The sequence below is a fragment of the Variovorax sp. genome, assembly GCF_035634955.1.
GTDB lineage: Bacteria > Pseudomonadota > Gammaproteobacteria > Burkholderiales > Burkholderiaceae_C > Variovorax.
Map to the genome: position 1 here is coordinate 38207 of NZ_DASQBZ010000033.1, position 25587 is coordinate 63793.

Here is a 25587-nt window from a genome sequence, read left to right on the forward strand (position 1 = left end):
TTTCAGGCGGACCTAGAGAAAACGAGCCATAGGCCTATTAATGGCAAATAAGCCAAAACGCCCAGACCCAAAAGTCGCCCCAGCAGCATGGAAAATATCTTCTTGGCGGGATCATCCCCTTTGTCTATGGCTACCGAGATTCTGGGTTCGACATAAAACGTCAGAAGCACTGTGGCCAACGCGTTTGTGACCGCAGATAGCTGACTAATCGACGTGCGAAATTCAGAAAAAATCAAACCAAAGTAGAACGCCACGAATATTGAAGTCGCGTAAATTGAGAACACTACAGCAGAAAACCAAAATATCCGACTTCTCCAATGCACGGTTATCGAACCTATCGCCGGAGAAAAACCTGAAACTACGAATACTCGAATTGGCACCTTCGCCAGCGAGAACAGCAAAGACCCGCCTTTTCGAACATCGCCAACAACCAAATCAAACGAGGCTATCAATTTTCCACGAAGTGCGATGGCCCCGAGGCTTGCCAAGAAAGCACATCCAATCGCTACCGAAACAACGATCAAATAGGTTCCCGTCTCAACCTTCAAATCTACAACGAGCCCCAGCATCGGCAGCAAGAGCATAGAAAAAAAACGCGTTGCCATAAACACCGCGCTTTGAGTTGCATATGCGAGAGCGTTGTTTCCGCTTTCAACGCCTGATAACCTCGCCAAATAGGACGATATCTCAATGAAATGAATAGCGGTAAAGCAAACAATTATTGCAAGAAATATGGCGATATCAAATCGCATGAAAAAACTCAATTTCTTTTTTTACCAACATATCGGAGTCAAATTTACGATTCTTGACTGTCGCCGATTGAAGGCATTGAATCCGCTGCATCGAATCAGGGGCATCGAGATCAAGGCACGCGCAATTATCAAATCCTGCGAGCATCTCTTGGCAGACAGTAAACTTCGTTGTAACGACGGGAATTCCGTAAACGGCCATTTCGCACATCATCACACCTTGAGCGTCAAACCGCGTCGGCATTAACGCATATGAATATTGGTTCAAAACCCTTGGAATTTGATCTTGCGTGATATAACGATCAAACCATACAACATTCTTCGGCTGCCGAATATGCAAAAAAAATTGCCCTCGGCCAAAGATGTGAAATTTCTTTCCTGGAAATCGTTCGGCAAACCTTACGACCATGTCGACACAATATTTTGAATCATCCAGAGGCCGAATAGTTACAAAATCAGCACTCTTTACCCTACTTGGCACATACGAATTGTCGACAAAAGAATCATGGACAGCATTTGGAATTACAGTCGAGATCCATTCTTCGCCGGCAATCTTCCCAATATTGCTTTCGAACTTTTGCCGCATCCACTCACTTACGAAGACGAGCCCGATATCATTCGATTTGCACTTTCTTCTAAGCCAGCTATGAAGCACAATAAGCTTTGCAGAGTCGTACAGGCTCGCGGAAAACCTTTTAAGTGCACTCGGCCGATTCCACTTATAGGGAGTCGGATACTCCGATCTTCGCAACACTTCGTGACCGTGAAAGAAGAACGCTATTTTCGCATTGGTCACTTTATTCAAGTAGCGAACGTGGTTTTTCAGATTTGGAGCGTGGGAAATGATCCTATCGTAGATTCTCCAATCACATCCAGCCTCGGCGAAGACGTTAATGCCTTGGTGCGCATAGTCACGCTCGCTCGAAAAGTTCAATACGTCGACTTCGTGTCCCCTCTTCTGATACCCTAAGCACCGTGTATGCACGTAGCTCATAGCATATGGATTTTCATCCGAGGGATAGTCCTGAACAAGCACCAGGAGTTTCATTTGCGAGCGATCTACCAGATTCCCTTGCAGTCAATCAGCACTTGATTTTTTCGTAGCTGCGGCTTTATTTCAGCAAATTGCCTGTGATCGACAAGCAGGAGAACGACGTCGGCAACCTCTAAGGCCTCCTTGTCGGTGATCAAGGTGAAGGAATTCTCAAATTGCGGCGGAACGGCCGAGATATTTGGTTCGACGACAAATATGTTTCCTACTGCTCTTTCTGCCAGCGAAGCGGCAATTGACAGGGCCGGGCTTTCTCGCAAATCATCAATATTCGGCTTGAACGCAAGGCCGAAGCACGCAACGTTAACCTTACTTTTATTTTTTGTTTGATTCGCACGCAAATGGTCTTCAATTGCAGACTCAACCTTGGCGATCACCCACTGCGGCTTATAGTCGTTGACGCCGCGAGCCGCTCTGATGAGTCGAGCGTCTTCCGGGGCTGCGCTCACGATGAACCAAGGATCAACAGCAATACAGTGACCGCCAACGCCTGGTCCCGGTTGCAAAATATTAACGCGCGGATGGCGATTCGCCAGCTTGATGAGTTCCCAAACATTGATTCCCTGCTTATCGCAAATAACGGACAACTCGTTCGCGAATGCAATGTTCACGTCTCGAAAGCTGTTCTCCGTAAGCTTGCACATTTCTGCCGTCCGCGCATCCGTGACGATGCATTCACCTTCAACAAACAGTTTGTATAGGCGAACGCATGCTGCCGAACATTTTTCGGTCATCCCTCCGATAACGCGATCATTCTGGACAAGTTCACGCAACACATGACCGGGCAAAACACGTTCCGGGCAATGGGCAACCCGTATATCTGACTCCGCGCCGTGGGTCATTGGGAATGTGAGATCCGGCCTAAGTTCTGCCATCCACCCCGCCATCTGCTCCGTCGCCCCAACCGGAGACGTGGACTCGAGGATGACCAAGTCACCTTTTTTGAGTACAGGCGCGACAGACTTGCTCGCCGCTTCGATGAACGACATGTCCGGTTGATGGTCGCCGGTGAACGGCGTCGGAACTGCTATAAGAAACGCATCAGCTTGCTCTGGGCTAGTAGTAGCGCGCAAGTAACCCTCATGCACGGCCGCGTGAACCACCATGTCTAGGTCAGGTTCCACAATATGAATCTTCCCTTGGTTGATTGTGTCAACCGTCTTGGGATTGACGTCAACGCCGACAACCTGAAGTTTTCGGGAAGCGAGGACGGCCGCGGTTGGCAAGCCGATGTAGCCGAGGCCGATAACAGAAACGGTTTTGAAAGTCATGTTTTAGGTGTTTGCGCTAGGCGGCAAGGATGGCTTCGGCGATGCGCTTGCATGCTTGTCCGTCGCCGTAAGGGTTGTGTGCGAAGGACATCGCTTCATATGCCTTCGAATCAGTGAGCAGCGAGCGTGATTGGCTTGCGATTGCGTCGACCTCAGTCCCGACCAACTTGACCGTTCCAGCTTCGACGGCCTCGGGGCGCTCGGTCGTGTCTCGCATGACCAACACCGGCTTGCCCAACGAAGGCGCTTCCTCCTGAATACCACCCGAGTCTGTGAGGATCAACGTTGCGCGATCCATGAGATACACAAACGGCAGATAGTCGAGCGGCGCGATCAGATGCACGTTTTCAACGCTTCCGAGCAGACGCTTTACGGGTTCCTGCACTTGCGGGTTCAAATGGACGGGATACACCACCTGAACGTCAGAATGCTCTCGGGCAATCTGAGCCAGACCTTGGCAAATGCGCTCGAATCCGTCACCGAAATTCTCTCGTCGATGGCCCGTGACGAGCACGATTCGCTTGGCGGAGTCGATGAAGTCGAATGTCTTGCCGAACGAGGCTTGCAATTGCTTGTCGGCGTTGACTTTCTCACGCACTTGGAGCAATGCATCGATAACGGTGTTACCCGTTACGTGGACGGCCGTGCTGGGGATACCCTCTGCCAGAAGGTTCGCGCGCGAGGTCGTCGTCGGCGCAAAGTGCCAGCGCGCGAGTACGCTGGTCAACTTCCGGTTGGCCTCTTCCGGCCAGGGCGAATACAGGTTTCCGGTGCGTAGACCCGCTTCCACGTGACCCACATCGACGCGCTGGTAGAACGCGGCCAGTGATGCAGCAAAAGTTGTCGACGTGTCGCCATGCACCAGCATCACGTCTGGCCGCCAGTCGTTCAGCACACCCTTTACCCCTTTGAGCACGCCAGACGTGATGTCAGTCAAATCCTGACCAGGCTTCATCAGATTGAGGTCAAAGTCCGGCGTTATGTCGAACAATGCAAGCACCTGGTCCAGCATCTCGCGATGCTGCGCTGTAACGCACACCCTGACATCAAATTCCGGATGGGCCTGCAGATGCTTCACCAACGGCGCCATCTTGATTGCTTCAGGGCGCGTGCCGAATACTAAGAGCGTCTTTTTTCTTGACATAAGGAAGTATCAAATCCGCGGCGAACGGCTTTCGATTAGGCGGGGCCAAATCCGTGGATTTGTGCCCAGAGGTGGCGGCTAATAGTTGTAATTGGTATACCGATATCCACCGTACTTGTAGCCAACCCCATAGCCATACCGCCGCTTGTCCATCCTCAACCCGTTGAAGATGATTCCCTTCGCCTTCACGCCGGTATCCAGCAAGCGCTTGTTGCTTTCCTTCAGCTCGCCCAGATTGGTGATTTCGGCGCGAGCAACCAGGAACACCGCGCCCGCGTGCGGCGCAAGAATTGCGGTATCGGATGCGGCCAGGACGGGCGGCGTGTCGATCAGCACAAGGTCATAGTCCTGTGACGCTTGGCGAATCAATTCAATGGTCGCCGGCATCATCAGCAGTTCCGCCGGGTTCGGCGGCAAGACGCCCGTGCTCAGAAAGTCGAGATTCGGGGCCAGCTCGCGGTGCAGCGCGTCAGCCAACGGCACGCTGCCGCTCACCACTTCGCTCATGCCTCGCTCGCGTGGCAGGCCGAAGTACTGGTTCAAGTGGCCCTTGCGCAAGTCGGCGTCGATCAACAGCACGCGCTTATTTGCCGCGCCCAGCACGGCTGCCAGGTTCACGCTGGTAAAGCTCTTGCCGATGCCCGGCGTGGGGCCGGTGACGAGGATGACGTTGTTGGCGGCGTCGAGCATGGCGAACTGCAGCGCGGTACGCAGGCTCCGCAAGCTTTCGATCGCGGGCTCCTGCGGCGATGTCACGGCCAGCACGTGGGTGCCCTTGACCTTGTTGCTCACGTCCAGCGCCTGGCGCGCCTGCACGTCGGAGTGCGGCACCGTGGCAAAAACGTGCAGGCCGGTCTGTTCGATCTCGGAAGGGTCTTTCAGGCCCGAGCGCAGGCTGTTGCGCACGAAGGCCAGTGCCACGCCGGCCAGTACGCCGAGCACTGCGGCCAGTGCCACCACGAGTGCCCGCTGGGGCTTGACCGGCTTGCGGGTGACGGCGGCGACGTCCACCACGCGCACGTTGCCCACCTTGCCTTCCTTGACCAGCCGCAGTTGCTGCGCGCTGTTGAGCAGATTGGCGTACATCTCGCTGTTGACCTTCATGTCGCGCGTCAGGCCCAGCAGTTCCTGCTCGATGTTGGGCAGCTTCTTGGTGCGCGTTTCCAGGTCTTGCAGCTTGGCCTGCACGCCTTCGATCTGCGCGTCGACGGTGCGCACGGTGTAGTGCTCGGGGGTGTAGAGCGCGCGCAGTTCCTTGCGCTTCTGTTGCAGCGTCAGCAGGTCGGTCTGCAGTTGCACGGCGCTGTCCAGCACGGCCTTGCCCTCGGCGTTCAGGTCGAACGTGCTGTTGCGGTTGCGGAACTGGTTGAAGCGCGTCTCCGATTCTTCGAGCTGGCGGCGCAGTTGCGGCAGGTAGCTGCCCAGGAAGTCCAGCGACCGCTCGGCCTCGGCCGCCTTGCGCTCGGTGTTCTGGCGCACGTAGAGCGTGCCGATCTCGTTGAGCAGGCGCGCCACTTCGCGCGGGTCCTCGCCTTCCAGGCTGGCGCGGATCACTCCGGACTGCTTGCCTTCTTCGGAGATGCGCAGGTCCTTCTGGAGGTCTTCGGTCACTTCCAGGCGGAAGTAGCGGGTGACGTTGAAGGTGGCGCCCGGCAGCCCCTGCGCATCGGCCACCAGCAGGCGGCCGGCAGCGCCGTCGATCTTGAAGTGGAACTCCTGGCCGACCTGACCCTGCCCCAGGTCTTCGCCGTCCGGTGTGATCAGGCGATAGGCGCCCTTGTCCATCAGCCGCACGCGAAATGCCTTGCCTTGCACGTCCTGCGGTACGTCGAACAGGCCAACATGCATCGACTCGGTGCCGCAGACAAAGCCGCCCCAGCCGAAGATGCCGGGGTTGGACAAGTCGGTGGCGCGCTTGGCCAGCCAGCGGCCCACCAGCGGCAGGTAGCGCGGCTGCACTTCGATGTCCAGGCCCAGGTTGGCCACGGCCTGCTCGACCACCAGGCGCGAGCGCAGGATCTGCATTTCGGCAGATGCCGGCGAGCGGACGTCGAAGAGGCCGGCGGCGGACTGCCCGAGCATGCTGCCGATGGGGTCTCCCTTGCTGTCCTCCACCTGGATCAGCGTATTAGCCTGGTAGATGGGCGTTGCCAGCAGCGCATAGACTGCGCCGACAAGAATCGCCAGCGCGGTCACGGCGGCGATGAGCCAGCGGTGGTCGAGCACCACGTCCAGCAGCTCGAGCAGGTTGATTTCGTCGCCGCGGCGCGCGTTGGCCGGTGCGTTGTTGGCGGGGGCTTGCGTCTGGTTCATTGCGGCGCCCCTCAGTTCACGAGAACGTTGTTGCCGACGCCCACCACCTGCGCACTGGGCAGGATGAGGTTGATCACGCGGCTCCAGCGCACCAGCGGCACCGGGTCCACGTACACCACGTCGCGTGCCTTGAGCTCGAAGCCCTCGGCAAGGGCGTAAGACACGGGAGAACTGGCGTCCAGGTGGAAGATGTCGGGGTTGCCTTCGGGCTTGGCACGCACCACGTAGATCTGGCGCGGATCGCCGCTGGTGGTGCTGACGCCGCCCGCCTCGCCCAACGCCTGATTCAGCGTCAGGCGGCCATTGCGCAGCGCTTGCGCGGACGGGCGCGTGACTTCGCCCAGCACGTAGATCTTGGCGTCTTCCTGGCTGAACACGCGCACCATGTCTCCGGGCGCGAGCATGATCTGATTGGGGTTGACGCCCTGCTGCACCAGTTGCGGCAGGTTGACCAGCGTGGTCTTGCCGTTGCGCGACACGGCGATGGTGGAGCGGTCGGCATCGGTGGCAAAGCCGCCGGCGCGGTTGATCGCCTCGGGCAGCGTCATGGGCACGTCGTTGACGGCCTGCAGACCAGGCGTGCGCACGGAGCCGTCGACATAAACGCGGCCGTTGCGGTACGACTGCACCCGCACCGTGAGCTTGGGCTCGTTGAGGTAGCGCGACAGTTGCTTGACCAGTCCGTCGCGAATCTGGTATTCGGTCAGTCCGCCGGCCTTGAAGTTGCCCACGTACGGAAACTGGATCAGCCCGTCCTGGCTGACGTTGTAGCCGTTGCTCACCGGCGACCCGCTGATGGCATCGGTGGTGATGGAGCCGGCAGGCTGCAGCGACAGCTCGGGGTGGTCCCACACGACGATGTTCAGGATGTCGCCGGCGCCGACGCGGTATTGCGCCGGCTCGCCGAACAGGCTTTGCACTTCCGCGCCGACGTGGCGCGCTTGCGCGGCGCGCTGGGTGCGGATCAGCTCCGGGGTGATGTCTTGCAGCGCGCCGGCGGGCGGCGCGTCAGCGTCCGCGGCGTTCATGCCGGGGCCGGCCGTGGCGGTTGCGGCCGCGGCGCGCGCCTCTGCCTTGAGGGCTTCGTCGAAGTTCACGCCGGGCGCCATGGCGCAGCCGGTCATCAGCATCACGGCGCCCAGGGACAAGGGCCAGCGCACCGCTGGCTGGCGACGTGGAGAGAAAAGCAAATACCGAAACATAGTTGACTCAGTTGGCTCATTGCGCCGCGGCGCTGCGAATGCGGGGCAGATTGGCCTGGAAGTACGCCAAGCCCGCACGATCGCTGTTGAAGGTGGCGTCCAGGGTCGCTGCGTTGGGCCTGACGCCCTGCGCGACTCCGACGCCGACGCTGTTCCTGCCCTCGCCCACGACCGTCTCCACGGCATAGGACCAGCGCGGCACGCCCGTCACCTGGATGTGGTGCGTCGGGCTCATGTCCTTGCGCGGGGTGAACGGAATGGAGATCTCGATACCGGCAACGTCACGCGAGGCGTTGGCCCAGTCGAACTTGCTGCGCCGCCAGTACATGCTGACGGCCACGTCGTGGAACCACTGCTTGACGCCCAGCCGCACCCCGACGTCGCCGTACATGAACTGGCCGGCGCTGGCCTCGAAGTAGGTGTTCGTCGGCCGATAGGCGTAGCGGTAGCTGCCCAGCAGCGAGCGCGTGTCGATGGGCAGCACCTGGTCGTAGTAGGTGGTGCGTTCGAAGCGCCCGCCTTCCAGCGCCAGGCGATGGTCGCCGGCGCCCGGTTCCCAGCGCAGTTCTCCGAACAAGCCGCGGTAGTTGCTGTCGAAGCGGCCGGCGGCCACGTGGGCCGTCAACGCGCTGGCACCCCGGCGCGAGGCGGCCTCGCGGTCGGCGAACAGGCGCTCCAGCGGAAGGCGCAGCGACTGGTGCACCAGGATGCGGTCGGTGTCGTTCTCGATGCGGCTGCGCGCAAAGACGCCACCGTCGCGGTAGTCGTCGGACTCGGCCATGGGCGCGATGTGGCTCACCTCGGCATAGGCGCCCGACCACAGCGGCTGCTGCAGTGTCGCGCGCAAGCCGAGCGAATAGTCGAATGCGCCATACTCGGTGGCCAGGGCGCTGCGCAGCACCGGCTGCACCGACACGCGCGCCGTATGCCAGCTCGGCGCGCGGCCCTCAACGGCCCACGCGGCGCCGGCGACAAGCGCGTCGACCTCGTCCTGCCCCGGCGCATGCAGGCCGACAGCGGTACACGAAGGCGTTTCGCGCACGATCCATTGCGCAAGGCAGTCCGCGCGGCCGCTGGCGCCAACCACGGCCAACTGCCGCTGCGTCAGGACCAGCCGGTAGTCCGCCCGGTCGGTGGCGAGTTCCCGCGCCACGACGCCCAGCGCCTCACCGAGCGCGTCGGCGGTGTTGACGTTGTAGGTGGCGTTGTTGATGCGTACGGCTACCGCCCCGTTCGCCAGGCGGCCGACGTCGACGTCTTCGAAGCCCTTGGCCACCAGCGCGTCGGCCAGTCGGGACAGCCGCTCGTCGTCGATCGACCGCGCGCCGGCTTGCATGTCCTGCGACGATGGCGCGGCCAGCGACTGCGCCACGGCCTGCAGCGGCGCCGATGGCGGCAGCCCCGCCGGCGAAAACTCGCGCGCATTCGGGGAAGGCGCAGCAGGGTCCGGCGCGGCAGGCGCCACCAGCGCACCTGGAGCGCCTGTCGATGTCGGTGCCGGCCGGACGGTGGGCACCTTGTACAGCGGCACCGTCAGGCCAACGCTGAACCAGTTGCGCGGCGTGCGATCGTCGCCATGCAGGCGCACGTTCGCGCCAAGGTGGGCCGACCAGCCTTCGGGCAGCCAGCTGGATGGGGCGTAGAGCCGCGCTCCGGCCCAGCTGCCGCCATCCACGTATTCGACAGAGCCCTGCAGCCACGACCAGGGCCGGTACGCTGCGCTGGCGAACGGGCCGTCGAGCGGCGCGGCGGGCCGATTGGCGCGGGCCTGATCGCGACGCGCCCAACCCGCGCTTGCGTCGAACTCGCCGAACGGCAGCTTGCCGTCGGTGTAGCTCAACACGCCGTAGTACGAGCGGAACAGTGTTGCGGCGCCGCCCAGGTCGGTGATGCCGCCCGCAACCTTCCACTGGCCGGCCTTGTCGAGCGCCAGGCCGGCCTTGAAGTTGAAGGACAGGTCGCGCACGCCGCAGTTGGTGACGTAGCAGTTTTCGTCGAGCGTGCTGGACGCGACACGGCCCGTGATTTCCAGGTTGGGCAGCAGCCCGAAACCCGCCACGAGGTTGTGTCCGTCAGTGCCATGTCGACTGCCCGGCGTTGCGCCAAGCACCGCGTTGTCGTACGCGAGGCCCATCGTGCCCCAGCGAAGAAGTCGCGCATCCGGCGTGACCGCCAGGCCGCTGTAGCCTGCTGCGCTCAATCCGGGCACACCCTGTCCCCACACCGGCTGCGCCGCCATGGCCAGCAGCGCCATGCCGGCTCCCATCCCTGCTACCCGCCCCATTCAACCCGCCCCACAGTTGTCTTATTAGTGTTACATCTGCCCTCGCCAACAAGCCGAAGGGCAGTCCGCGGACTGCCCTTCGGCTTCAGAGAGCGTGAAGAAAGATCGAACGATCGATCAGCTGCCCGAACCGCCGGTGGCGCCGGTGGCGCTGGCGCCCGGAACCGGCAGCTTGTCGGCCTCGGTCTTGACGTCGGCCAGCACCTCGAACTTGACGCTGCCGTCGGCGTTCTGCACATCCTGCGCGGTGTTGTCCAGCAGCTTGTCCAGGTCGGAGCCCAGGCGGAAGCGGATCGCGTCGAAGTTCTGCCTGATCGGCGCGAAAATCGGCTCCAGCGATTCCGGCTGCAGGCGCAACGCGAGCAGACGCATGATCTGGTTGCGCACCACATCGCGATAGAGATCGGCCGAAGAGGCCAGGTTGCGAGCGAACGTCGCGTCCTTGAGCTTGTCGATGAACTGCGCGCGCGTCAGCGACTCGTTGCCAGGTGCAGAGGCGGCAAAGACGCCTTCGACCAGCATGTCGGTCAGCGGCGTGAAGTTGGCCACGTCGCCAGAGAAGAGGATGCCGCGATAAACCAGGTTGCCTTGCGTAGCAGAGCCGATGCACGGGTAGGCAATCTGACCGGCAGTGGTGTACTGGCCGTCCGCACCGGTGGTCGCGGACAGGTTCGTGCCGTTGGCGCAGGTCAACTGGATCGAGGCGCTGGGCAGCATGGCGCCCTTGGCTGCCGTGCCGGTGATCACCACCTGGGCGCCGGCGCCGGTGCTGTTGTCGTCGCTACCACCGCCGCCGCCACAGGCCGCGAGGGCGGCCAGGGCCACCGTGCCAATAACGAGCTTCAGGCCACCCAGTTTTGCGAACTTGCTATACATAAATGAAGAAACCAAGTTAAGAAGAAAGTCCCCAGTTGCCCGGCAATTCAGCGGCGGACTCGAATTAAGGCGCCATGCCGGCGCGCTTGATGACTGGGATCTGTGCTTGGCAACGAAGACCTCCCCCCGCTGCAGCAAAACAAAGTCTAACAAACCTGTTGCCTACACATGACGCGACTGCCCGCCGCGTGCGAGTGACAATCAGGAGACGTTCTGACGACTTGAATGCCGTTGTTCAAGTTTGACCGAAGTTGCCTGCAAGTTCGAGCATACCTCGTATCGCGGGTGTGAAAATGTCACACACCGGGGGAATATTCACTGTCGGCAAATCAGCACGTTTAATTCACATTTATGAGACAAAACAAAGGCCTGCAATCGCAAACCGATTGCAGGCCTTATATGTTGCCGAAAATGCGATTGGTAGGACGTGCGTGACTCGAACACGCGACCAACGGATTAAAAGTCCGCTGCTCTACCAACTGAGCTAACGTCCCACACTAGGTGTTTTTGCCCCGCAACGCGCAGCAAAGCCGTAAATTATAGCCTGAAAGAACGCGCTATCCGGTCGAGCGCCCAGCCCGCGGCGCATTGGCCGAAGGTCGCGGTCACCGCCACGACGGAGCCGTAGCCATGGCAGTTCAGACTGCCGTCGCCGCCCGACTCGATCTCGCACGACGCGTCCGGCGGCGCCACGGCCTCGCGGCTGAACACGCACTCGACACCGATCTTCCGGCCTTCGCGCGGCGCACCGAACTGCTTGCGCAGGCGCTGGCGCAGTTGAGCAAGCAGCGGATCGTGTGTGACTTGCGACAAGTCGTCGATCTCTACCTTGTGGGCCAACCGCTTGCCGCCGGCGGCGCCCACGGTGACGAAGGCGCTCGCCTGTTCTGCGCTGCCGCCCCCGCGGTGCTGGTCACGCGACCACTGGGCCAGTGCCAGCTTGGCCTTGACCTGGTCACAGCAATCGATGACGGCTGTGACCTCGCCCTGGCTGGTGCGGGCGGACGACAGCAGTTGCAGCCAGTTGTCGGGTTCGACGAACTCGTCGACCGGCAGCACCTTGCATTCCGGATTGATCTGGCCGATGCGCTCGCGCATGGCGAGCACCTTGGCCTGGCCGACGGTGCTTTCCAGTGCGTGAATCTGGCGGTTGATGTTGGACTCGGCCACGTGGTCCAGGTCGACCAGCGTGAGGCGGCCGACACCGCTGCGTGCCAGCGCCTCGGCTGCCCATGAACCGACGCCGCCGATGCCTATCACCATGACGTGGGATGCGCGAATGCGCGACGCGCCGGCCATGCCGTAGAGGCGTTCGAGGCCGGAAAAGCGCCGCGCGAGATCCGCGGTTTCCGTATTCATGATGGGGCCTACTTGAGGCGCGCCAGACGTTCCTTGCCGGCCTGGGCCGCTTCGGAGTTCGGGTAGGCCTTGGCCAGGTCTTCCAGGGTGCGCCGAGCACCCTTGGTGTCTTTCAACTCGATCTGGCAGTTGGCGATGGACAGAACTGCCTCCGGCGCCTTGGCATGGTCCGGCGCCAGCGACAACATCGAGCGAAAGTTGGCGATGGCCTCGGTGTAGTTGCGCGTGGCGTACTGTGCATTGCCCAGCCAGAACAGCGCCGAAGGGTTGTAGCCGCTTTGCGGATAGCGTTTGACGAACTCGGCAAACGATGTCTGCGCCTGCGCGAACTGTCCGGCCCGGAAGATACCGAGGGCCGCGTCGAAGTCAGCCTTCTCGCGCGGGTCGGCGGTGAACTCGCGGCCATCGACGTTGACCTGCGCTGGCCCGTTGGCCTTCGCGGCCTCGGCCTGCCTGGATTGCAGGTCGGAAAGCTGCTTGGTCAGCTCTTCGTTCTTGCCAGTCATGCGCTGCATTTCGCCGCGCATGGCTTCGATCTGGGTCTGCAGGTCGAGCAGGCTGCGGCGCAGCTGCTCCGTCTCCTCGCTCGAACGCTGGCGCATGGTCTCGACCCGCTCACGCAGGTCGAGAATGGCGCGGCGAGCCTCGTCGTCCTCGAACAAGGCAGCGCGCGCACCGGCGGTGGCGCTCACGAGTGCGACAGCCAGCACGAGCTGCCGCCATGCGAGGCGTGGTTTCATCGACGGTAGACGATCTCGGCGCGGCGGTTCTGGGCCCACACGTCTTCACCCGTACCCTGCGCTGCGGGCTTTTCCTTGCCGAAGCTCACCGCCTCGATCTGCCGGTCGTTCACGCCCAGCAGGGTCAAGGCGCGGCGCACTGCTTCGGCACGCTTCTGGCCGAGCGCCAGGTTGTATTCGCGGCCGCCGCGCTCGTCGGTATGGCCCTCGATCTGGATGGACCGGGTCGGGCTGGCCTTCAGGAACCGCGCATGACCGTCGATGAGCGACTGGTATTCGGGCTTGATGGTGTAGCTGTCGTAGTCGAAGTAAACGATGCGCGCCACACCGACCGGGCCGGCCGCATTCTGCGCATTCGGATCGACGGTGACGGGCGCAACACCGCTGGCTGAACCGCCGGCGCCGCCTGCGCCGTCGGTGACCGGCGCGTCATTGAGCTTGGTGCTGGAACATCCCGCGACGAACGCGAGGATGGCCAGGGAACAAATCGTACGATTCAACATTGAGAACTCCTCTGAGTGGACCTATTGCTTTTGGAACGGACCCCAGTCCGGCTCGCGAATGTCTCCCGCCTGCCCCGCCAGTCGCGCCTTGATCTTGCCGTCGAGCGTCGTGGTCATCAGCGCCTCGCGCCCTTGCAGGTGCGTGGCGTAGACGAGCAGCTTGCTATTGGGCGCGAAGCTCGGACTCTCGTCCGCGCTGGTGTCGGTGATGGCGGTGGCGGTGCCGGCGGACAGATCCATGACGTACAGCTTGAAGGCGCCGCTGACACGCGAGATGTAGGCCAGCCAGCGTCCGTCCGGGCTGATCGCCGGCGAGATGTTGTAGCTGCCGTTGAACGTCACGCGCTCGGGGTTGCCGCCGCTGGCACTCATGCGGTAGATCTGCGGCGCTCCGCCGCGGTCACTCACGAAGTAGATGTAGCGCCCGTCAGCCGAATAGACCGGCTCGGTGTCGATGCCTGCGCTCTGCGTCAGGCGCTTGGGCTCTCCGCCGGTGGCGGGAATGGTGTAGAGCTGCGAGCCGCCGTCGCGGCTGAGCGTGACCGCCAGCGTGCTGCCGTCGGGCGACCAGGCTGGCGCGCTGTTGGAGCCCTTGAAGTTGGCCACCAGGCGGCGCTGGCCGCTCGAGACGGTGTGAACATAGACGACCGGCTTGCGCGACTCGAAGGACACGTAGGCCAGTTGCCCCCCGCTGGCCGACCAGGCCGGCGAGATGATCGGCTCGGGGCTGTTCAAGGCGGCTTGGGCGTTCTCGCCGTCGGCGTCGGCAACCCACAGTGAATAGCGCGTGCCGGCCTTGGTCACATAGGCGATGCGGGTCGAGAAGATGCCCCGCTCGCCCGTGAGCTTCTCGTAGATGAAGTCCGCAATGCGGTGCGCGGCCAGGCGCAGGTCGGCCTGCGGAACGGTATAGCTCTGGCCGCCGAGGTCCTGGCCCTTGACGACGTCCCAAAGGCGAAAGCGCACCGAATAGCGGCCGTCGCCCATGCGTTGCACGCTGCCCGTGGCGAGCGAATCAGCCGAGCGCTGGCGCCACAGATTCAGGTCGGGACGCGAATTTTCGTCGAGTTGATCGCCGGAGGCGTCGACGCCGCGGAACTGTCCGCTGCGTTCCAGGTCAGCCTGGATGATGGAAGAAATCTTCTGCGGCGACGATCCTTCTCCTGCAAAGGGCGCAATTGCGATCGGCAACTGCGTCAGCCCCACGCCGCTCACCTCGACCCTGAACTGGGCCAGGGCGGAAGCGACGGGAGAACTGGCAAGAGCCGCCACCAGCGTGCGGCGCGAGAAGGCGAATGCAGAAGGAGTCGTTCGAGATGGGGACAACGGCTTGTTCATGCGTTTCGGAAGGTTCGGAGCGCGAAAAGTTCAACCCCGGCGACAGGCGCCAATGGTACACAACGTCTTGACCCGCTCGTCACAAACTGTATAACTTGCGGCGCGCTCCTACAGGCCCGCCCGTAGAATCCGCGCACATGCAGCCTTCTCCCGCCGCCGCCGACGACCCGGTCGCGCGCCTTTCCCTCCCCCGCCGTCTCGTTCGTCTGGCCACCTGGTTCGTGGGCTCACGGCGCTGGTGGGTCGTTGGCGTGTTGGCGGCCCTGGTGGCCGCATCGACAGAGCCGCTCATGCCCGCGCTGGTCAAGCCGTTGCTCGACCACGGCTTCACGGGCGGCATCGATCTGTGGATCGTGCCGGTGGCTGCGATCTCGCTCTTCGCGGTCCGAGGCCTGGCGCAGTTCGTGTCGCAGTACGCGCTCGCGCGCATCGCCAACGAAGGCATGCACAGCTTGCGCCGCGTGATGTTCGCCCGATTGATGGACGCCGAGCTCGCGTTGTTCTCGCGCCAGTCCGCCAGCGCCCTGTCCAACACTGTGGTGTACGAGATACAGACGGGTTCGATGTTGCTGGTGCAGGCCATGCTCGGCCTGTCCCGCGACGGCTTCACGCTGATCGCGCTGCTGGCCTATCTGCTCTATCTCAACTGGAAGCTCACGCTGGTCGTCGGCCTGATGGTGCCGGGCGTGGCATGGGTCATGAAGGTGTTCTCGCGCCGCCTCTATCACCTGACCCAGCTGGGGCAGAAGACCACCGACGAACTGGCGTACGTGGTCGAGGAAAACGTGCTCGCCCACCGCATGGTGCGCCTGCATGGCGCGGAGGAAAGCCAGAAGGCGCGGTTCGAGAAACTGAGCCACCTGCTGACGCGGCTGGCGGTCAAGTCGACCATCGCCTCGGCCGCCATGACGCCCATCACGCAGCTGCTGGCCTCGGTCGCACTGTCGGTGGTGGTGATGATCGCCTTGTGGCAAAGCGGCGACCAGGGCCTGACCGTCGGCGGCTTCGTCGCGTACATCGCCGCCATGGCCATGCTGATCGCCCCCATCCGCCGCCTGTCGGACATGGCCAACCCGATCACCCGCGGCCTGGCCGCGCTCGAGCGCGGGCTGGGCATGGTGGACACCGTGCCGAGCGAGGCCCACGGCAGCTTCTCGGTGCCGCGCGCGGCCGGCCGCATCGAGCTCAAGAACGTCGTGGTGGCCTATCGCGGCGAAGACGAGGCGCGCGCGCTCGACAGGGTCGACCTGACCATCTCGCCCGGCGAGATCGTCGCACTCGTCGGCCCTTCAGGGTCGGGCAAGACCACGCTGGTCAACCTGCTGCCGCGCTTCGTGCTGCCGCTCGGCGGACAGGTGCTGCTGGACGATCACCCCATCGACCAATGGGACCTGCGCCAGCTCCGCGCCCAGTTCGCCATGGTCAGCCAGGACGTCGTGATGCTCAACGACACGCTGGCCGCCAACGTGGCGCTGGGCGGCGAGATCGACCGGGCGCGGGTCCAGTCGTGCGTCGAGGCGGCCAACCTGGCCACGCACGTCGAGGGCCTGCCGCAGGGCCTCGACACGATCCTTGGGCACAACGCCACGCAACTGTCCGGCGGGCAGCGCCAGCGCCTGGCCATTGCGCGGGCCCTGTACAAGGACGCCCCCATCCTGCTGCTTGACGAGGCCACCTCGGCCCTCGATACCGAATCCGAGCGCCTGGTGCAGGACGCGCTGCAGCGACTCATGCAAGGCCGCACGACCCTGATCGTGGCTCACCGCCTGTCGACCATCCAGCACGCGGACCGGATCGTTGTGATGGACCATGGCCGCATCGCCGAGCAAGGCACCCACGCGCAACTGATGGCCTACGACGGCCTCTATGCGCGCCTGCAGACGCTGGCCGTCCGCACGGCCGACCCCGAGAAGGAAGTGACGATCTGACCGTTGCCGCGCCCTGCGGCGCGGCCGGTGCCCTCAGAGCAGCACGATGTCGTACTGCCCCTGCCCCATTGCCGGCTCGGCTTGCAGCGAGATCGGCTTGCCGATGAAATCGGACAGGCCCGCCAGGTGCTGGCTTTCCTCGTCCAGGAACAGCTCGATCACCTGTGGCGACGACACGATGCGAAACTCGCGTGGCGTGAACTGCCGCGCCTCGCGCAGGATCTCGCGCAGCACGTCGTAGGCCACGCTGCGCGCGGTCTTGACGATGCCCTGGCCATTGCAGGCCTGGCAGGGCTCGCACAGCATGTGGGCCAATGATTCGCGCGTGCGCTTGCGCGTCATCTCGACCAGGCCGAGCTGCGAGAAGCCTCCTGCGGTGGTCTTGACCCGGTCGCGTGCCAGTTGCTTGCGAAACTCCGCCAGCACCTGGTCGCGATGATCGTCTCGCGTCATGTCGATGAAGTCCACGATGACGATGCCGCCCAGGTTGCGCAGCCGCAGCTGCCGCGCGATGGCCAGCGCGGCTTCCAGGTTGGTCTTGAACACCGTGTCGTCGAAGTTGCGCGCGCCGACGTAGCCACCGGTGTTCACGTCGATCGTGGTCAGCGCCTCGGTCTGGTCGACCACCAGGTAGCCGCCCGACTTGAGGTCGACCCGGCGGCCCAGCGCGCGCGCGATCTCGTCGTCCACCGAGTACAGGTCGAAGATCGGGCGCTCGCCCTTGTAGAGCTGCAGCTTGCCGGCAGCCTGCGGCATGAACTCGCGGCCGAACCGCAGCAACTCGTCGTGCTGCTCGCGCGAGTCGATGCGGATGCTCTGCGTGTCCTCGCTGGTCAGGTCGCGCAGCACCCGTTGCAGGAGGCTGAGATCTTGGTGCAGCAGCGACATGGGCGCCACCCGCACCGACAGTTCGCGGATGCGCGACCAGGTCTTGCGCAGGTAGGCGATGTCCTCGGCCAGCTCGGCGTCGGTGGCGTCCTCGCCATTGGTGCGCAGGATGAAGCCGCCGGTGTTCTCGGGCACCACGCCATTGTTCTCGGCCGCCGCCGCGGCCTCGCTCAGCGCCAGCATGCGCATGCGCAGTGCCTCGCGCAGATCCGGCGGGATCTTCTGCGAAATGCCGATGTGGTTGTCCTGCGGCAGAAACACGAGCAGTCGCCCGGCAATGCTGATCTGGGTGGACAGCCGCGCGCCCTTGGTGCCGATCGGGTCCTTGACCACCTGCACGAGTAGCGACTGCCCCTCGTGCACCAGCCGCTCGATGGGCACTGCGGCGCTGTTGCGATGATCGCGTTCGGTGTTGGCAGCGTTGGCAGAGCGCGAACCCGGCGCAAACGGCGCAATGATGTCGGCCACGTGCAGGAACGCGGTGCGCTCCAGGCCGATGTCGATGAAGGCCGACTGCATGCCGGGCAGCACCCGCGAGACCTTGCCCAGGTAGACGTTGCCGACCAGTCCGCGCTCGAGCGTGCGCTCGACGTGCAGTTCCTGCACCGCGCCTTGCTCGATGACCGCGACGCGCGTCTCCTGCGGAGACCAGTTGATCAGTATTTCCTGCATGCTCACAGCTTGAAGCCCGCTCCGCGCAGCAATTGCGCGGTCTCGAACATGGGCAACCCCATGATGCCTGAATAGCTGCCGCTGATGTGCTCGATCATCGCCGCCGCGCGGCCCTGCACCGCGTAGGCGCCCGCCTTGCCCAGCGGCTCGCCGCTGGCCACGTAGGCCTTCAGTTGCGCTTCGCTCCATCGGGCGAAGCGCACGCGCGACTCGCTGAGCAGGGCGTGGCGCTTGCGGCCATGCTGCAGGGCCACGGCCGTCAACACACGGTGCGTGGTGCCGGACAACAGCCGCAGCATGCGGCGGGCGTCCTCGGCGTCCGCGGGCTTGCCGAGAATCTGCCGCCCCAACGCCACGGTGGTGTCCGCGCACAGGATCGGCGCCGCCGGCAGTGCACGCCGTCGATGGCGCGCCACGGCCGCATCCAGCTTGAGCCCGGTGACCCGCTGCACGTACGCCGCCGGAGCCTCGCCCGGGCGCAGCGCCTCGAGCGCCTCGGCGTCTTCCTCGTCGGCCTGGGCCAGCAGCAGTTGGTGTGACACGCCCAACTGGTCGAGCAGCTGGGATCGGCGAGGGCTTTGCGAAGCCAGGTAGATGAAGCTCATTCGCGGTGGTAGGGATGTCCGGCGTTGATCGACCAGGCGCGGTACAGCTGCTCGACCAGCAGCACACGCACCATTGCGTGCGGCAGCGTCAGATCGGACAGGCGGATGCTCTCGTGCGCCGCGGCGCGCATTGCCGGGTCGAGCCCGTCGGGGCCGCCGATGACCAGGGCCACGTCACCCCCCTCGCCCTGCCAGGCCTTGAGGCGGCCGGCCAGGTCCTGCGTGCTCAGGCGCGTGCCCCGCTCGTCGAGCACGACTCGGCGCATGCCCTTGGCGATGGCGGCCTCGATGCGCGCGCGCTCGGCGGCGTAGAGGGTTTCGAGCGTCTTGGAGCCGCGCGGCTCGGTCTTGACGGCGCGCAGTTCCAGCTTGAGTTCGGGTGGGAAGCGCTTGGCGTAGTCGTCCCAGGCGGTCTGCGCCCAGTCGGGCACTCGCTGCCCGACTGCGACCACCAGGAGCTTCATCGTCCGCTGGCAGCCGCCTTGCGGGCCGGTGCCTTGCGGGCCGGCGCCTTCTTGCCGACTGCCGGCTTGCCGACCACCTTCTGCACCGGACCGGCCGGTGCGGCGGCGGGCGCGCGCTTGCGGCTGGCGGCCGCGCCTGCGGCCTTCGCCCCCGGCGCCTTCGTCGCCGGGGCCTTCCTGGCGGCGGGTGCTTTCTTCGCGGCCGGCGCGCGCGCGCCGGTACTCGTCTTCGCGGGCGCAGCCTTGGCCGAGGCGCCCGGCTTGCGGGCGCGCGGCGCCGACTCCGCCGACTCGCCGGCCGTCTCGGCCATGCGGGGGTTCTTGGCCGGCTTGGGCGCGCCGAGCTTCAGCCGCACCGGCTTCTCGCCCCAGATGTCTTCCAGGTGGTAGTACTGGCGGATCGCCGGCTGCATGATGTGCGCCACCGCGGCGCCGCAGTCGACGATGATCCATTCGCCGTTTTCCTCGCCTTCGGTCCTGGGCTTGGCGAAGCCCGCCTCGCGCACGGCATCGCGCACGCTCGCGGCCAGGGCCTTGGTCTGGCGGTTGGAGGTGCCGGAGGCAACGATCACACGCTCGAACAGCGGCGAGAGTTGCTCGGTGTCGAACACCTGGATGTCCTGCGCCTTGACGTCCTCCAGGCCATCGACGATGGCCCGCTGCAATTTCTGGGTGTCTTTCTTGGCGGCGGATTCAGAGCTCATCAGGGGTTCGGGTAAAGGTGGTGTAAGTCAATATAGCGCGCAACGGCGGGCGGAACCAGACCGCCCAGGTCTTCGCCGCGCGCCGCGCGAGCGCGAATGTCGGTTGCGCTGAGGTCGGTTGGCGGCAAGTCGATCGATTCGAAACGCGCGCCGGCCGGCAGGCCGGTCAACGCGGAGGGGTCGAAGTCGAGGGATTCCGAAGCGGGGCCTGGACGCCGCGCTACACAAACAATAGCAAGCGCCAGGATCTCCTGCCAGCCGTGCCAGGTCGGCAGCGCCCTGGCCTGGTCGGCGCCGAGCAACAGCAGCAATTGTGCCTGGGGTTGCTCGGCCCGCAGTTCGCGCAGGGTATCGAGGGTATAGGTCGGGCCGGCGCGGCGAATCTCGCGGTCGTCGATCTGCGTGCGGGGCAGTTCGCCGAAGGCCAGGCGTGCCATGGCCAACCGGTCCTGCGCCGGACTGAGCCCATGCGCCTTGTGCCAGGCCTGGCCGGTGGGCATCACGCGCAACTCGTCCAGTGCCAGTTGGGCCAGCGCCTGGCGCGCGAGGGCGACATGCGCGTTGTGAGGCGGATCGAAGGCACCGCCGAAGATGCCGATGCGCGCAGTCCCGGCGGACCGGCCTGGACTCAGAGCCATTCGCGGCGCACCAGAAAATCGGTGTACAGGCGCGCCTCGGGCGAACCGGGCGCCGGCGCCTGGCGGTACGCCCAGCTGGCCAGCGGCGGCATCGACAGGAGGATCGACTCGGTGCGTCCTCCGGACTGCAGGCCGAAGTGCGTGCCACGGTCCCACACCAGGTTGAATTCCACGTACCGGCCGCGCCGGTAGAGCTGGAATTCCCGTTCGCGCTCGCCGTAGGGCGTGTCGCGCCTGCGCTGCACGATCGGCAGGTAGGCCGGCAGGAATGCGTCTCCCACGGAGCGCAGCATGTCGAAGCTGCGCTCGAAGCCCAGCTCGGAGAAGTCGTCGAAGAAGATGCCGCCGACGCCGCGCTGCTCGTTGCGATGGCGCAGATGGAAGTAGTCGTCGCACCAGGTCTTGAAGCGCGGGTACTTGTCGTCGCCGAACGGCACCAGCGCGTCGCGGCAGACGCCATGGAAATGACGCGCGTCTTCCTCGAAGCCGTAGTACGGCGTGAGGTCCATGCCGCCGCCGAACCAGCACACCGGCTCGCCGCCTTCGGGCAAAGCCGCCAGCATGCGCACGTTCATGTGCACGGTCGGTACGTAGGGGTTGCGGGGATGGAACACCAGCGACACGCCCATGGCCTCGAAAGGCGCACCGGCCAGTTCGGGACGATGCTGGGTCGCCGACGGCGGCAGCTTCGGCCCGCTGACCTGCGAGAAGCCGCACCCGGCCCGCTCGAAAAGCGCGCCGCCTTCGAGGATGCAGGTCAGGCCGCTGCCCTGGAGGGGTTCGTGCGGTTCCTTGGTCCAGCCGTCCCGGGTGCAGGACTTGCCATCGGCCTCCTCCACCGCCGTCATGATCCGCTGCTGCAGGCCGCGCAGGTATTCGCCTGCTGCGTCCGGCGACGCGCCCGACATCACGTGCTGGCGCCGCGCGGGTGCACGGCCCGGTGTCCGATGTCCTTGCGGTACTGCGCGCCGTCGAAGCCGACCTTGGAGGCCACCTCGTAGGCGCGCTGCTGGGCCAGCTTGACGCTGTCGGCCAGCACGGTGACGCACAGCACGCGGCCGCCGCTGGTGCGCAGCTCGCCGCTGTCCATCGAGGTTCCGGCGTGGAAGACCACCGCGTCGGGTGCTTCAGGCGGAATGCCGGTGATGCGGTCGCCCTTGCGCGGGTCGAGCGGATAGCCGGCCGCGGCCATCACCACGCCGAGCGCGATGTGGCGGTCCCATTGCAGTTCGACCTGGTCGAGCGTGCCGTCGGTGGCGTGCGACAGGACCTCGAACAGGTCGGACTTGAAGCGCATCATGATCGGCTGCGTTTCCGGGTCGCCCATGCGGCAGTTGAATTCCAGCGTCTTCGGGTGTCCGGACGCGTCGATCATCAGGCCCGCGTACAGAAAGCCGGTGTACGGAATGCCGTCCTTTTCCATGCCGCGCACGGTGGGCAGGATGATCTCGCGCATCACCCGCGCATGCACCTCCGCGGTGACCACAGGCGCAGGCGAATACGCGCCCATGCCACCCGTGTTGGGGCCGGCGTCGCCGTCGAGCAGGCGCTTGTGGTCCTGGCTGGTGGCCAGCGGCAGGACGTTCTTGCCGTCGCACATGACGATGAAGCTGGCCTCTTCGCCGGCGAGGAATTCCTCGATCACCACCCGGGCGCCGCCCTGGTTGTGCGACACGCCGAACTTGTTGTCGACCAGCATGAAGTCGATGGCCTCGTGTGCTTCCTGCGCAGTCTGGGCCACCACCACGCCCTTGCCGGCCGCGAGGCCGTCGGCCTTGACCACGATCGGGGCGCCTTGCGCGTCCACGTACGCATGCGCCGCCGCCGCGTCGGTGAAGGTTTCGTACTTCGCCGTCGGGATCTTGTGGCGCTTCATGAAGTCCTTGGAGAAGGCCTTCGAGCTCTCGAGCTGGGCTGCCGCCTTGGTCGGGCCGAAGATGCGCAGTCCGTTGGCGCGGAACTCGTCGACCACGCCGGCCGCCAGCGGCCCTTCCGGGCCGACCACGGTCAACGCGATCTTTTCCTTCTTCGCCCAGGCGCACAGCTTGGCCGGATCGGTGATGCTCACCTGCGTGAAGCGCGGATCGCCCTCGGTCCCGCCGTTGCCCGGCGCCACGTAGACGCGGCTGACCCGATTGCCTTGTGCCAGGCGCCAGGCCAGTGCGTGCTCGCGGCCGCCGCCTCCGATGACCAATACCTTCATGCGCAGGCTTTCATTCGTCCAGTGAAGCGTTGTGGTAGACCTCCTGGACGTCGTCCAGGTCTTCCAGGGCGTCGAGCAGCTTCTGCATCTTCTGGGCGTCCTCGCCCTGCATGTCGATGGTGTTCTCGGCTCGCATTGTCACCTCGGCCACCTCGGGGACGAGCCCGGCGGCTTCGAGTGCGTTCTTGACCGACTCGAAGTCGCCGGTTGCCGTCAGCACTTCGATGGCGCCGTCGTCGCCGGTGATCACGTCTTCGGCGCCCGCTTCGAGCGCCACTTCCATGAGCTTGTCCTCGTCCGTGCCCGGCGCGAAGATCAACTGGCCGCAGTGCTTGAACTGGAAGGCCACCGAGCCCTCGGTGCCCATGTTGCCGCCGTACTTGCCGAATGCATGGCGCACCTCGGCCACCGTGCGCACCCGGTTGTCCGTCATGGTGTCGACGATGATGGCGGCGCCGCCGATGCCGTAGCCCTCGTAGCGGATTTCCTCGTAGGTCACGCCTTCGAGATTGCCGGTGGCCTTGTCGATGTTGCGCTTGACCGTGTCGGCCGGCATGTTGGCCGCCTTGGCCTTGTCAACGGCCAGGCGCAGGCGCGGGTTGGCGTTCAGGTCGCCGCCGCCCTGGCGCGCCGCGACCATGATCTCGCGGATGACGCGCGTCCAGACCTTGCCGCGCTTCTCGTCCTGGCGCCCTTTCCGATGCTGGATGTTGGCCCATTTGCTGTGTCCGGCCATGGCTTTTCTCTCTAGCTTTCTTTTGTTTCAAGGCAAAGGGCGATCTTACTTGGCCCGCGCAGGCGCCTCGTGGGCAGTGGCAACAGAATTTCACAGGAGGCTTTGCGCATAATCATGCGATGCAGAACCAGTCCCCCGACGCAAACCGCATGGCCCCGCCGCTCGCACCCCATGCGACGCTGCCGGACTATTACAAGAACGAGACAGAACATCGCGCGTTCCTGACGCGCATCTTCGACGAGACGGCCCCCGACTACGAACGCATCGAGCACGTGCTGGCCCTCGGTTCGGGCCGCTGGTACCGGCGCAAGGCGCTCCAGCGCGCGGGGTTGGCGGCGGGCATGCAGGTGCTCGACGTCGGCATCGGCACCGGCATGGTGGCAACCGAGGCGCTGGGTCTGATCGGGCCGTCGGGCAAGTTGGTCGGCGTGGACCCCAGCCCGGGCATGATGGGCCAGGTGCACCTGCCGGGCGTCGAACTGGTGCAAGGCATGGCCGAGTCGCTCCCGCGGCCGGACGCCAGCTGCGACTTCCTCAGCATGGGTTATGCGCTGCGCCACATCGGCGATGTGTCGGCCGCCTTCGCCGAATTCCACCGTGTCCTGCGGCCAGGCGGCCGCCTGGTCATCCTCGAGATCACCCGGCCGCGCACCGCCCTCGGCATGTCGGTCCTCAAGGGCTACATGCGCGGCGTGGTGCCGGTGGTGGCCCGCCTGGCCGGGCGGGCCCATGGGTCGGCCGAGTTGTGGCGCTATTACTGGGACACCATCGAGGCCTGCATCCCGCCCGACGCGGTGCTCACGGCGCTGCGCGAAGCCGGCTTCCAGGACGTGCGTCAGCACCTGGAGCTCGGCATCTTCTCCGAATACACCGCAAGCAAAGCCCAGTGAGCCTCTCTGCCGAATCCGCTCCGTCTTCCCTCGAAGTTCGCCGCCTGCCCCTGTCGAGACTCGGCGACAGCCTCGGAACGGGCCGATCACCGCTCGGTGCGCTGGCCTACGGCAGCCACGGCGGCCCGGACTGGCTGACCAGCGTCAAGGGCGCCATCCTCGGCGACGCACAGCCAAGCGCCGATGTCTGGTCGACCGGCCGGAGCACACACGCCGGCAGCCACGGCGCCGCGCGCTGGCGCACCGACGGCCATTGGATGCTCGGCGTGGTCGAGTTCGACGAAACATCGATGCCGGGCGGGCTCGAAATGCTCGCCCGCGAGGGCTACAGCCAGCTTTTCGAAGCCATGCGACGTGCAGGCTGTCCGCATCTGCAGCGTATCTGGAACTATCTGCCGCGGATCAACGAGGATGGCGGTGGCCTGGAGCGCTATCGACAGTTCAACGTGGGCCGGCAGCAGGCGTTCCTCGAGACCGGGCTGGGCGTGCTCGAAGGCGCGCCGGCCGCCTGCGCGCTCGGCGTCCAGCGCGGCGGCCTGGCCATCCACTTCCTGGCCGGCCAGCGGGCGCCACTCGCCGTCGAGAACCCGCGGCAGGTGTCCGCCTACCGCTATCCCAGCGACTACGGCCCGCGCCCGCCCCTGTTCTCCCGGGCGGCGCTGGCCGACATCGGCAACGGCGCCCTGGCACTGTTCATCTCCGGCACCGCCAGCATCGTCGGCCATGCCACGGTGCACCCGGGCGACGTGGCCGAGCAGACGCGCGAGACGCTGCGCAACCTCGCGGCGGTGATCGATGCCGCACGCCAGCGCTGCAGCGCTCGCTTCGACCTGGGCGCGCTGGACGTGGTCGTGTACATCCGCGACGCGGCTCACCTGGACGTCGTGCGCCAGGTCCTGGCGCACACCCTCGGGCCCGATAGTGCCACCCTGCGCCGCGCCGTGTTCCTCCAGGCCGACGTCTGCAGGGCTGATCTGCTGGTCGAGATCGAAGCACACGCCGTGGCGCCGGGCGCGCTGAAGGCCTGAC

Annotated in this window: 23 protein-coding genes and 1 tRNA gene; 3 read left to right on the plus strand and 21 right to left on the minus strand. The window is 64.6% G+C overall.

Annotated elements, in window-relative coordinates:
• Positions 1-2: 2 nt before the first annotated feature.
• From VES41_RS22840 to tolB, 13 genes are all read right to left on the minus strand, one after another.
• Positions 3-752 carry a lipid II flippase family protein gene (locus VES41_RS22840; protein WP_324821855.1) on the minus strand — a complete coding sequence of 250 codons (750 nt, stop codon included), beginning with the start codon at positions 750-752 and terminating at the stop codon, positions 3-5.
• Entirely contained in the window at positions 742-1797 is a 1056-nt protein-coding gene (locus VES41_RS22845) for a glycosyltransferase (protein ID WP_324821857.1), read from the minus strand. Before VES41_RS22845 ends, VES41_RS22840 begins: the two co-directional genes overlap by 11 nt.
• 11 nt (positions 1798-1808) lie before the next feature.
• The gene (wecC, locus tag VES41_RS22850; RefSeq protein ID WP_324821859.1) at positions 1809-3071 is read right to left on the minus strand and encodes a UDP-N-acetyl-D-mannosamine dehydrogenase; all 1263 of its coding nucleotides are present in this window, start codon (positions 3069-3071) and stop codon (positions 1809-1811) included.
• Positions 3072-3087: 16 nt separating this feature from the next.
• Positions 3088-4215 carry a non-hydrolyzing UDP-N-acetylglucosamine 2-epimerase gene (wecB, locus tag VES41_RS22855; RefSeq protein WP_324821861.1) on the minus strand — a complete coding sequence of 376 codons (1128 nt, stop codon included), beginning with the start codon at positions 4213-4215 and terminating at the stop codon, positions 3088-3090.
• A 78-nt stretch (positions 4216-4293) separates the two neighbouring features.
• On the minus strand, positions 4294-6528 hold the full coding sequence (locus VES41_RS22860; protein ID WP_324821863.1) for a polysaccharide biosynthesis tyrosine autokinase: 2235 nt from the start codon (positions 6526-6528) through the stop codon (positions 4294-4296).
• A gap of 11 nt (positions 6529-6539) precedes the next feature.
• Positions 6540-7718 (minus strand): polysaccharide biosynthesis/export family protein, encoded by a 1179-nt coding sequence (locus tag VES41_RS22865; protein WP_324821865.1) that lies wholly within the window; start codon positions 7716-7718, stop codon positions 6540-6542.
• Between the two features lie 28 nt (positions 7719-7746).
• On the minus strand, positions 7747-9984 hold the full coding sequence (locus VES41_RS22870) for a YjbH domain-containing protein (RefSeq protein ID WP_324821867.1): 2238 nt from the start codon (positions 9982-9984) through the stop codon (positions 7747-7749).
• A 147-nt stretch (positions 9985-10131) separates the two neighbouring features.
• Positions 10132-10890 (minus strand): hypothetical protein, encoded by a 759-nt coding sequence (locus VES41_RS22875; protein ID WP_324821869.1) that lies wholly within the window; start codon positions 10888-10890, stop codon positions 10132-10134.
• A 418-nt stretch (positions 10891-11308) separates the two neighbouring features.
• Positions 11309-11384: transfer RNA gene (locus VES41_RS22880), tRNA-Lys, on the minus strand.
• Between the two features lie 43 nt (positions 11385-11427).
• A complete protein-coding gene (locus VES41_RS22885; protein ID WP_324821871.1) occupies positions 11428-12249 on the minus strand; it encodes a tRNA threonylcarbamoyladenosine dehydratase in 822 nt (273 codons plus the stop codon).
• 8 nt (positions 12250-12257) lie between these two features.
• A complete protein-coding gene (gene ybgF, locus VES41_RS22890) occupies positions 12258-12989 on the minus strand; it encodes a tol-pal system protein YbgF (RefSeq protein ID WP_324821873.1) in 732 nt (243 codons plus the stop codon).
• Positions 12986-13492 (minus strand): peptidoglycan-associated lipoprotein Pal, encoded by a 507-nt coding sequence (pal, locus tag VES41_RS22895; RefSeq protein WP_324821875.1) that lies wholly within the window; start codon positions 13490-13492, stop codon positions 12986-12988. Before pal ends, ybgF begins: the two co-directional genes overlap by 4 nt.
• A 21-nt stretch (positions 13493-13513) precedes the next feature.
• Entirely contained in the window at positions 13514-14830 is a 1317-nt protein-coding gene (gene tolB / locus VES41_RS22900; protein WP_324821877.1) for a Tol-Pal system beta propeller repeat protein TolB, read from the minus strand.
• Between the two features lie 137 nt (positions 14831-14967).
• Between tolB and msbA the strand changes: the two genes are divergently transcribed.
• The gene (msbA, locus tag VES41_RS22905; RefSeq protein WP_324821879.1) at positions 14968-16758 is read left to right on the plus strand and encodes a lipid A export permease/ATP-binding protein MsbA; all 1791 of its coding nucleotides are present in this window, start codon (positions 14968-14970) and stop codon (positions 16756-16758) included.
• 33 nt (positions 16759-16791) lie between these two features.
• Here the strand turns inward: msbA and rng are convergent, their stop codons facing one another.
• The 8 genes from rng to VES41_RS22945 are packed head-to-tail and all read right to left on the minus strand — an operon-like array spanning position 16792 to position 23668.
• Entirely contained in the window at positions 16792-18318 is a 1527-nt protein-coding gene (gene rng, locus VES41_RS22910; protein WP_324821880.1) for a ribonuclease G, read from the minus strand.
• 2 nt (positions 18319-18320) lie between these two features.
• On the minus strand, positions 18321-18923 hold the full coding sequence (locus VES41_RS22915) for a Maf family protein (protein WP_324821881.1): 603 nt from the start codon (positions 18921-18923) through the stop codon (positions 18321-18323).
• Positions 18920-19387: a 23S rRNA (pseudouridine(1915)-N(3))-methyltransferase RlmH gene (rlmH, locus tag VES41_RS22920; RefSeq protein WP_324821883.1), complete on the minus strand. Its 468-nt coding sequence runs from the start codon at positions 19385-19387 to the stop codon at positions 18920-18922. Before rlmH ends, VES41_RS22915 begins: the two co-directional genes overlap by 4 nt.
• Positions 19384-20091 (minus strand): ribosome silencing factor, encoded by a 708-nt coding sequence (gene rsfS / locus VES41_RS22925; protein WP_324821885.1) that lies wholly within the window; start codon positions 20089-20091, stop codon positions 19384-19386. Before rsfS ends, rlmH begins: the two co-directional genes overlap by 4 nt.
• Positions 20091-20729, minus strand: a complete 639-nt coding sequence (nadD, locus tag VES41_RS22930; protein WP_324821887.1) for a nicotinate (nicotinamide) nucleotide adenylyltransferase — start codon at positions 20727-20729, stop codon at positions 20091-20093. Before nadD ends, rsfS begins: the two co-directional genes overlap by 1 nt.
• Positions 20720-21637 (minus strand): oxygen-dependent coproporphyrinogen oxidase, encoded by a 918-nt coding sequence (hemF, locus tag VES41_RS22935; protein ID WP_324822541.1) that lies wholly within the window; start codon positions 21635-21637, stop codon positions 20720-20722. The genes nadD and hemF overlap by 10 nt, the downstream gene beginning before the upstream one ends.
• Positions 21637-22932, minus strand: coding sequence for a phosphoribosylamine--glycine ligase (purD, locus tag VES41_RS22940; RefSeq protein WP_324821889.1), 1296 nt, complete (start codon positions 22930-22932; stop codon positions 21637-21639). The genes hemF and purD overlap by 1 nt, the downstream gene beginning before the upstream one ends.
• A 10-nt stretch (positions 22933-22942) precedes the next feature.
• Complete coding sequence (locus tag VES41_RS22945) at positions 22943-23668, minus strand: YebC/PmpR family DNA-binding transcriptional regulator (protein ID WP_324821891.1); 726 nt, start codon at positions 23666-23668, stop codon at positions 22943-22945.
• A 119-nt stretch (positions 23669-23787) separates the two neighbouring features.
• On the opposite strand from VES41_RS22945, the gene VES41_RS22950 reads away from it, so the two are divergent.
• Both VES41_RS22950 and VES41_RS22955 read left to right on the plus strand, forming a co-directional pair.
• Positions 23788-24558: a class I SAM-dependent methyltransferase gene (locus VES41_RS22950; protein ID WP_324821894.1), complete on the plus strand. Its 771-nt coding sequence runs from the start codon at positions 23788-23790 to the stop codon at positions 24556-24558.
• Positions 24555-25586: a Rid family hydrolase gene (locus tag VES41_RS22955; RefSeq protein WP_324821896.1), complete on the plus strand. Its 1032-nt coding sequence runs from the start codon at positions 24555-24557 to the stop codon at positions 25584-25586. Before VES41_RS22950 ends, VES41_RS22955 begins: the two co-directional genes overlap by 4 nt.
• Position 25587: the final 1 nt, after the last annotated feature.

Bases quoted from the DNA above. Each gene is read 5' to 3' on its own strand.
- rsfS (WP_324821885.1), bottom strand. From the start codon at position 20,091: ATGAGCTCTGAATCCGCCGCCAAGAAAGACACCCAGAAATTGCAGCGG.
- rng (WP_324821880.1), bottom strand. From the start codon at position 18,318: ATGCAGGAAATACTGATCAACTGGTCTCCGCAGGAGACGCGCGTCGCG.
- msbA (WP_324821879.1), top strand. From the start codon at position 14,968: ATGCAGCCTTCTCCCGCCGCCGCCGACGACCCGGTCGCGCGCCTTTCC.
- VES41_RS22950 (WP_324821894.1), top strand. From the start codon at position 23,788: ATGCAGAACCAGTCCCCCGACGCAAACCGCATGGCCCCGCCGCTCGCA.
- nadD (WP_324821887.1), bottom strand. From the start codon at position 20,729: ATGGCTCTGAGTCCAGGCCGGTCCGCCGGGACTGCGCGCATCGGCATC.
- ybgF (WP_324821873.1), bottom strand. From the start codon at position 12,989: ATGAAACCACGCCTCGCATGGCGGCAGCTCGTGCTGGCTGTCGCACTC.
- VES41_RS22875 (WP_324821869.1), bottom strand. From the start codon at position 10,890: ATGTATAGCAAGTTCGCAAAACTGGGTGGCCTGAAGCTCGTTATTGGC.
- VES41_RS22885 (WP_324821871.1), bottom strand. From the start codon at position 12,249: ATGAATACGGAAACCGCGGATCTCGCGCGGCGCTTTTCCGGCCTCGAA.
- pal (WP_324821875.1), bottom strand. From the start codon at position 13,492: ATGTTGAATCGTACGATTTGTTCCCTGGCCATCCTCGCGTTCGTCGCG.
- VES41_RS22915 (WP_324821881.1), bottom strand. From the start codon at position 18,923: ATGAGCTTCATCTACCTGGCTTCGCAAAGCCCTCGCCGATCCCAGCTG.
- wecB (WP_324821861.1), bottom strand. From the start codon at position 4,215: ATGTCAAGAAAAAAGACGCTCTTAGTATTCGGCACGCGCCCTGAAGCA.
- VES41_RS22870 (WP_324821867.1), bottom strand. From the start codon at position 9,984: ATGGCGCTGCTGGCCATGGCGGCGCAGCCGGTGTGGGGACAGGGTGTG.
- VES41_RS22860 (WP_324821863.1), bottom strand. From the start codon at position 6,528: ATGAACCAGACGCAAGCCCCCGCCAACAACGCACCGGCCAACGCGCGC.
- hemF (WP_324822541.1), bottom strand. From the start codon at position 21,637: ATGTCGGGCGCGTCGCCGGACGCAGCAGGCGAATACCTGCGCGGCCTG.
- VES41_RS22945 (WP_324821891.1), bottom strand. From the start codon at position 23,668: ATGGCCGGACACAGCAAATGGGCCAACATCCAGCATCGGAAAGGGCGC.
- purD (WP_324821889.1), bottom strand. From the start codon at position 22,932: ATGAAGGTATTGGTCATCGGAGGCGGCGGCCGCGAGCACGCACTGGCC.
- wecC (WP_324821859.1), bottom strand. From the start codon at position 3,071: ATGACTTTCAAAACCGTTTCTGTTATCGGCCTCGGCTACATCGGCTTG.
- VES41_RS22845 (WP_324821857.1), bottom strand. From the start codon at position 1,797: ATGAAACTCCTGGTGCTTGTTCAGGACTATCCCTCGGATGAAAATCCA.
- tolB (WP_324821877.1), bottom strand. From the start codon at position 14,830: ATGAACAAGCCGTTGTCCCCATCTCGAACGACTCCTTCTGCATTCGCC.
- rlmH (WP_324821883.1), bottom strand. From the start codon at position 19,387: ATGAAGCTCCTGGTGGTCGCAGTCGGGCAGCGAGTGCCCGACTGGGCG.
- VES41_RS22840 (WP_324821855.1), bottom strand. From the start codon at position 752: ATGCGATTTGATATCGCCATATTTCTTGCAATAATTGTTTGCTTTACC.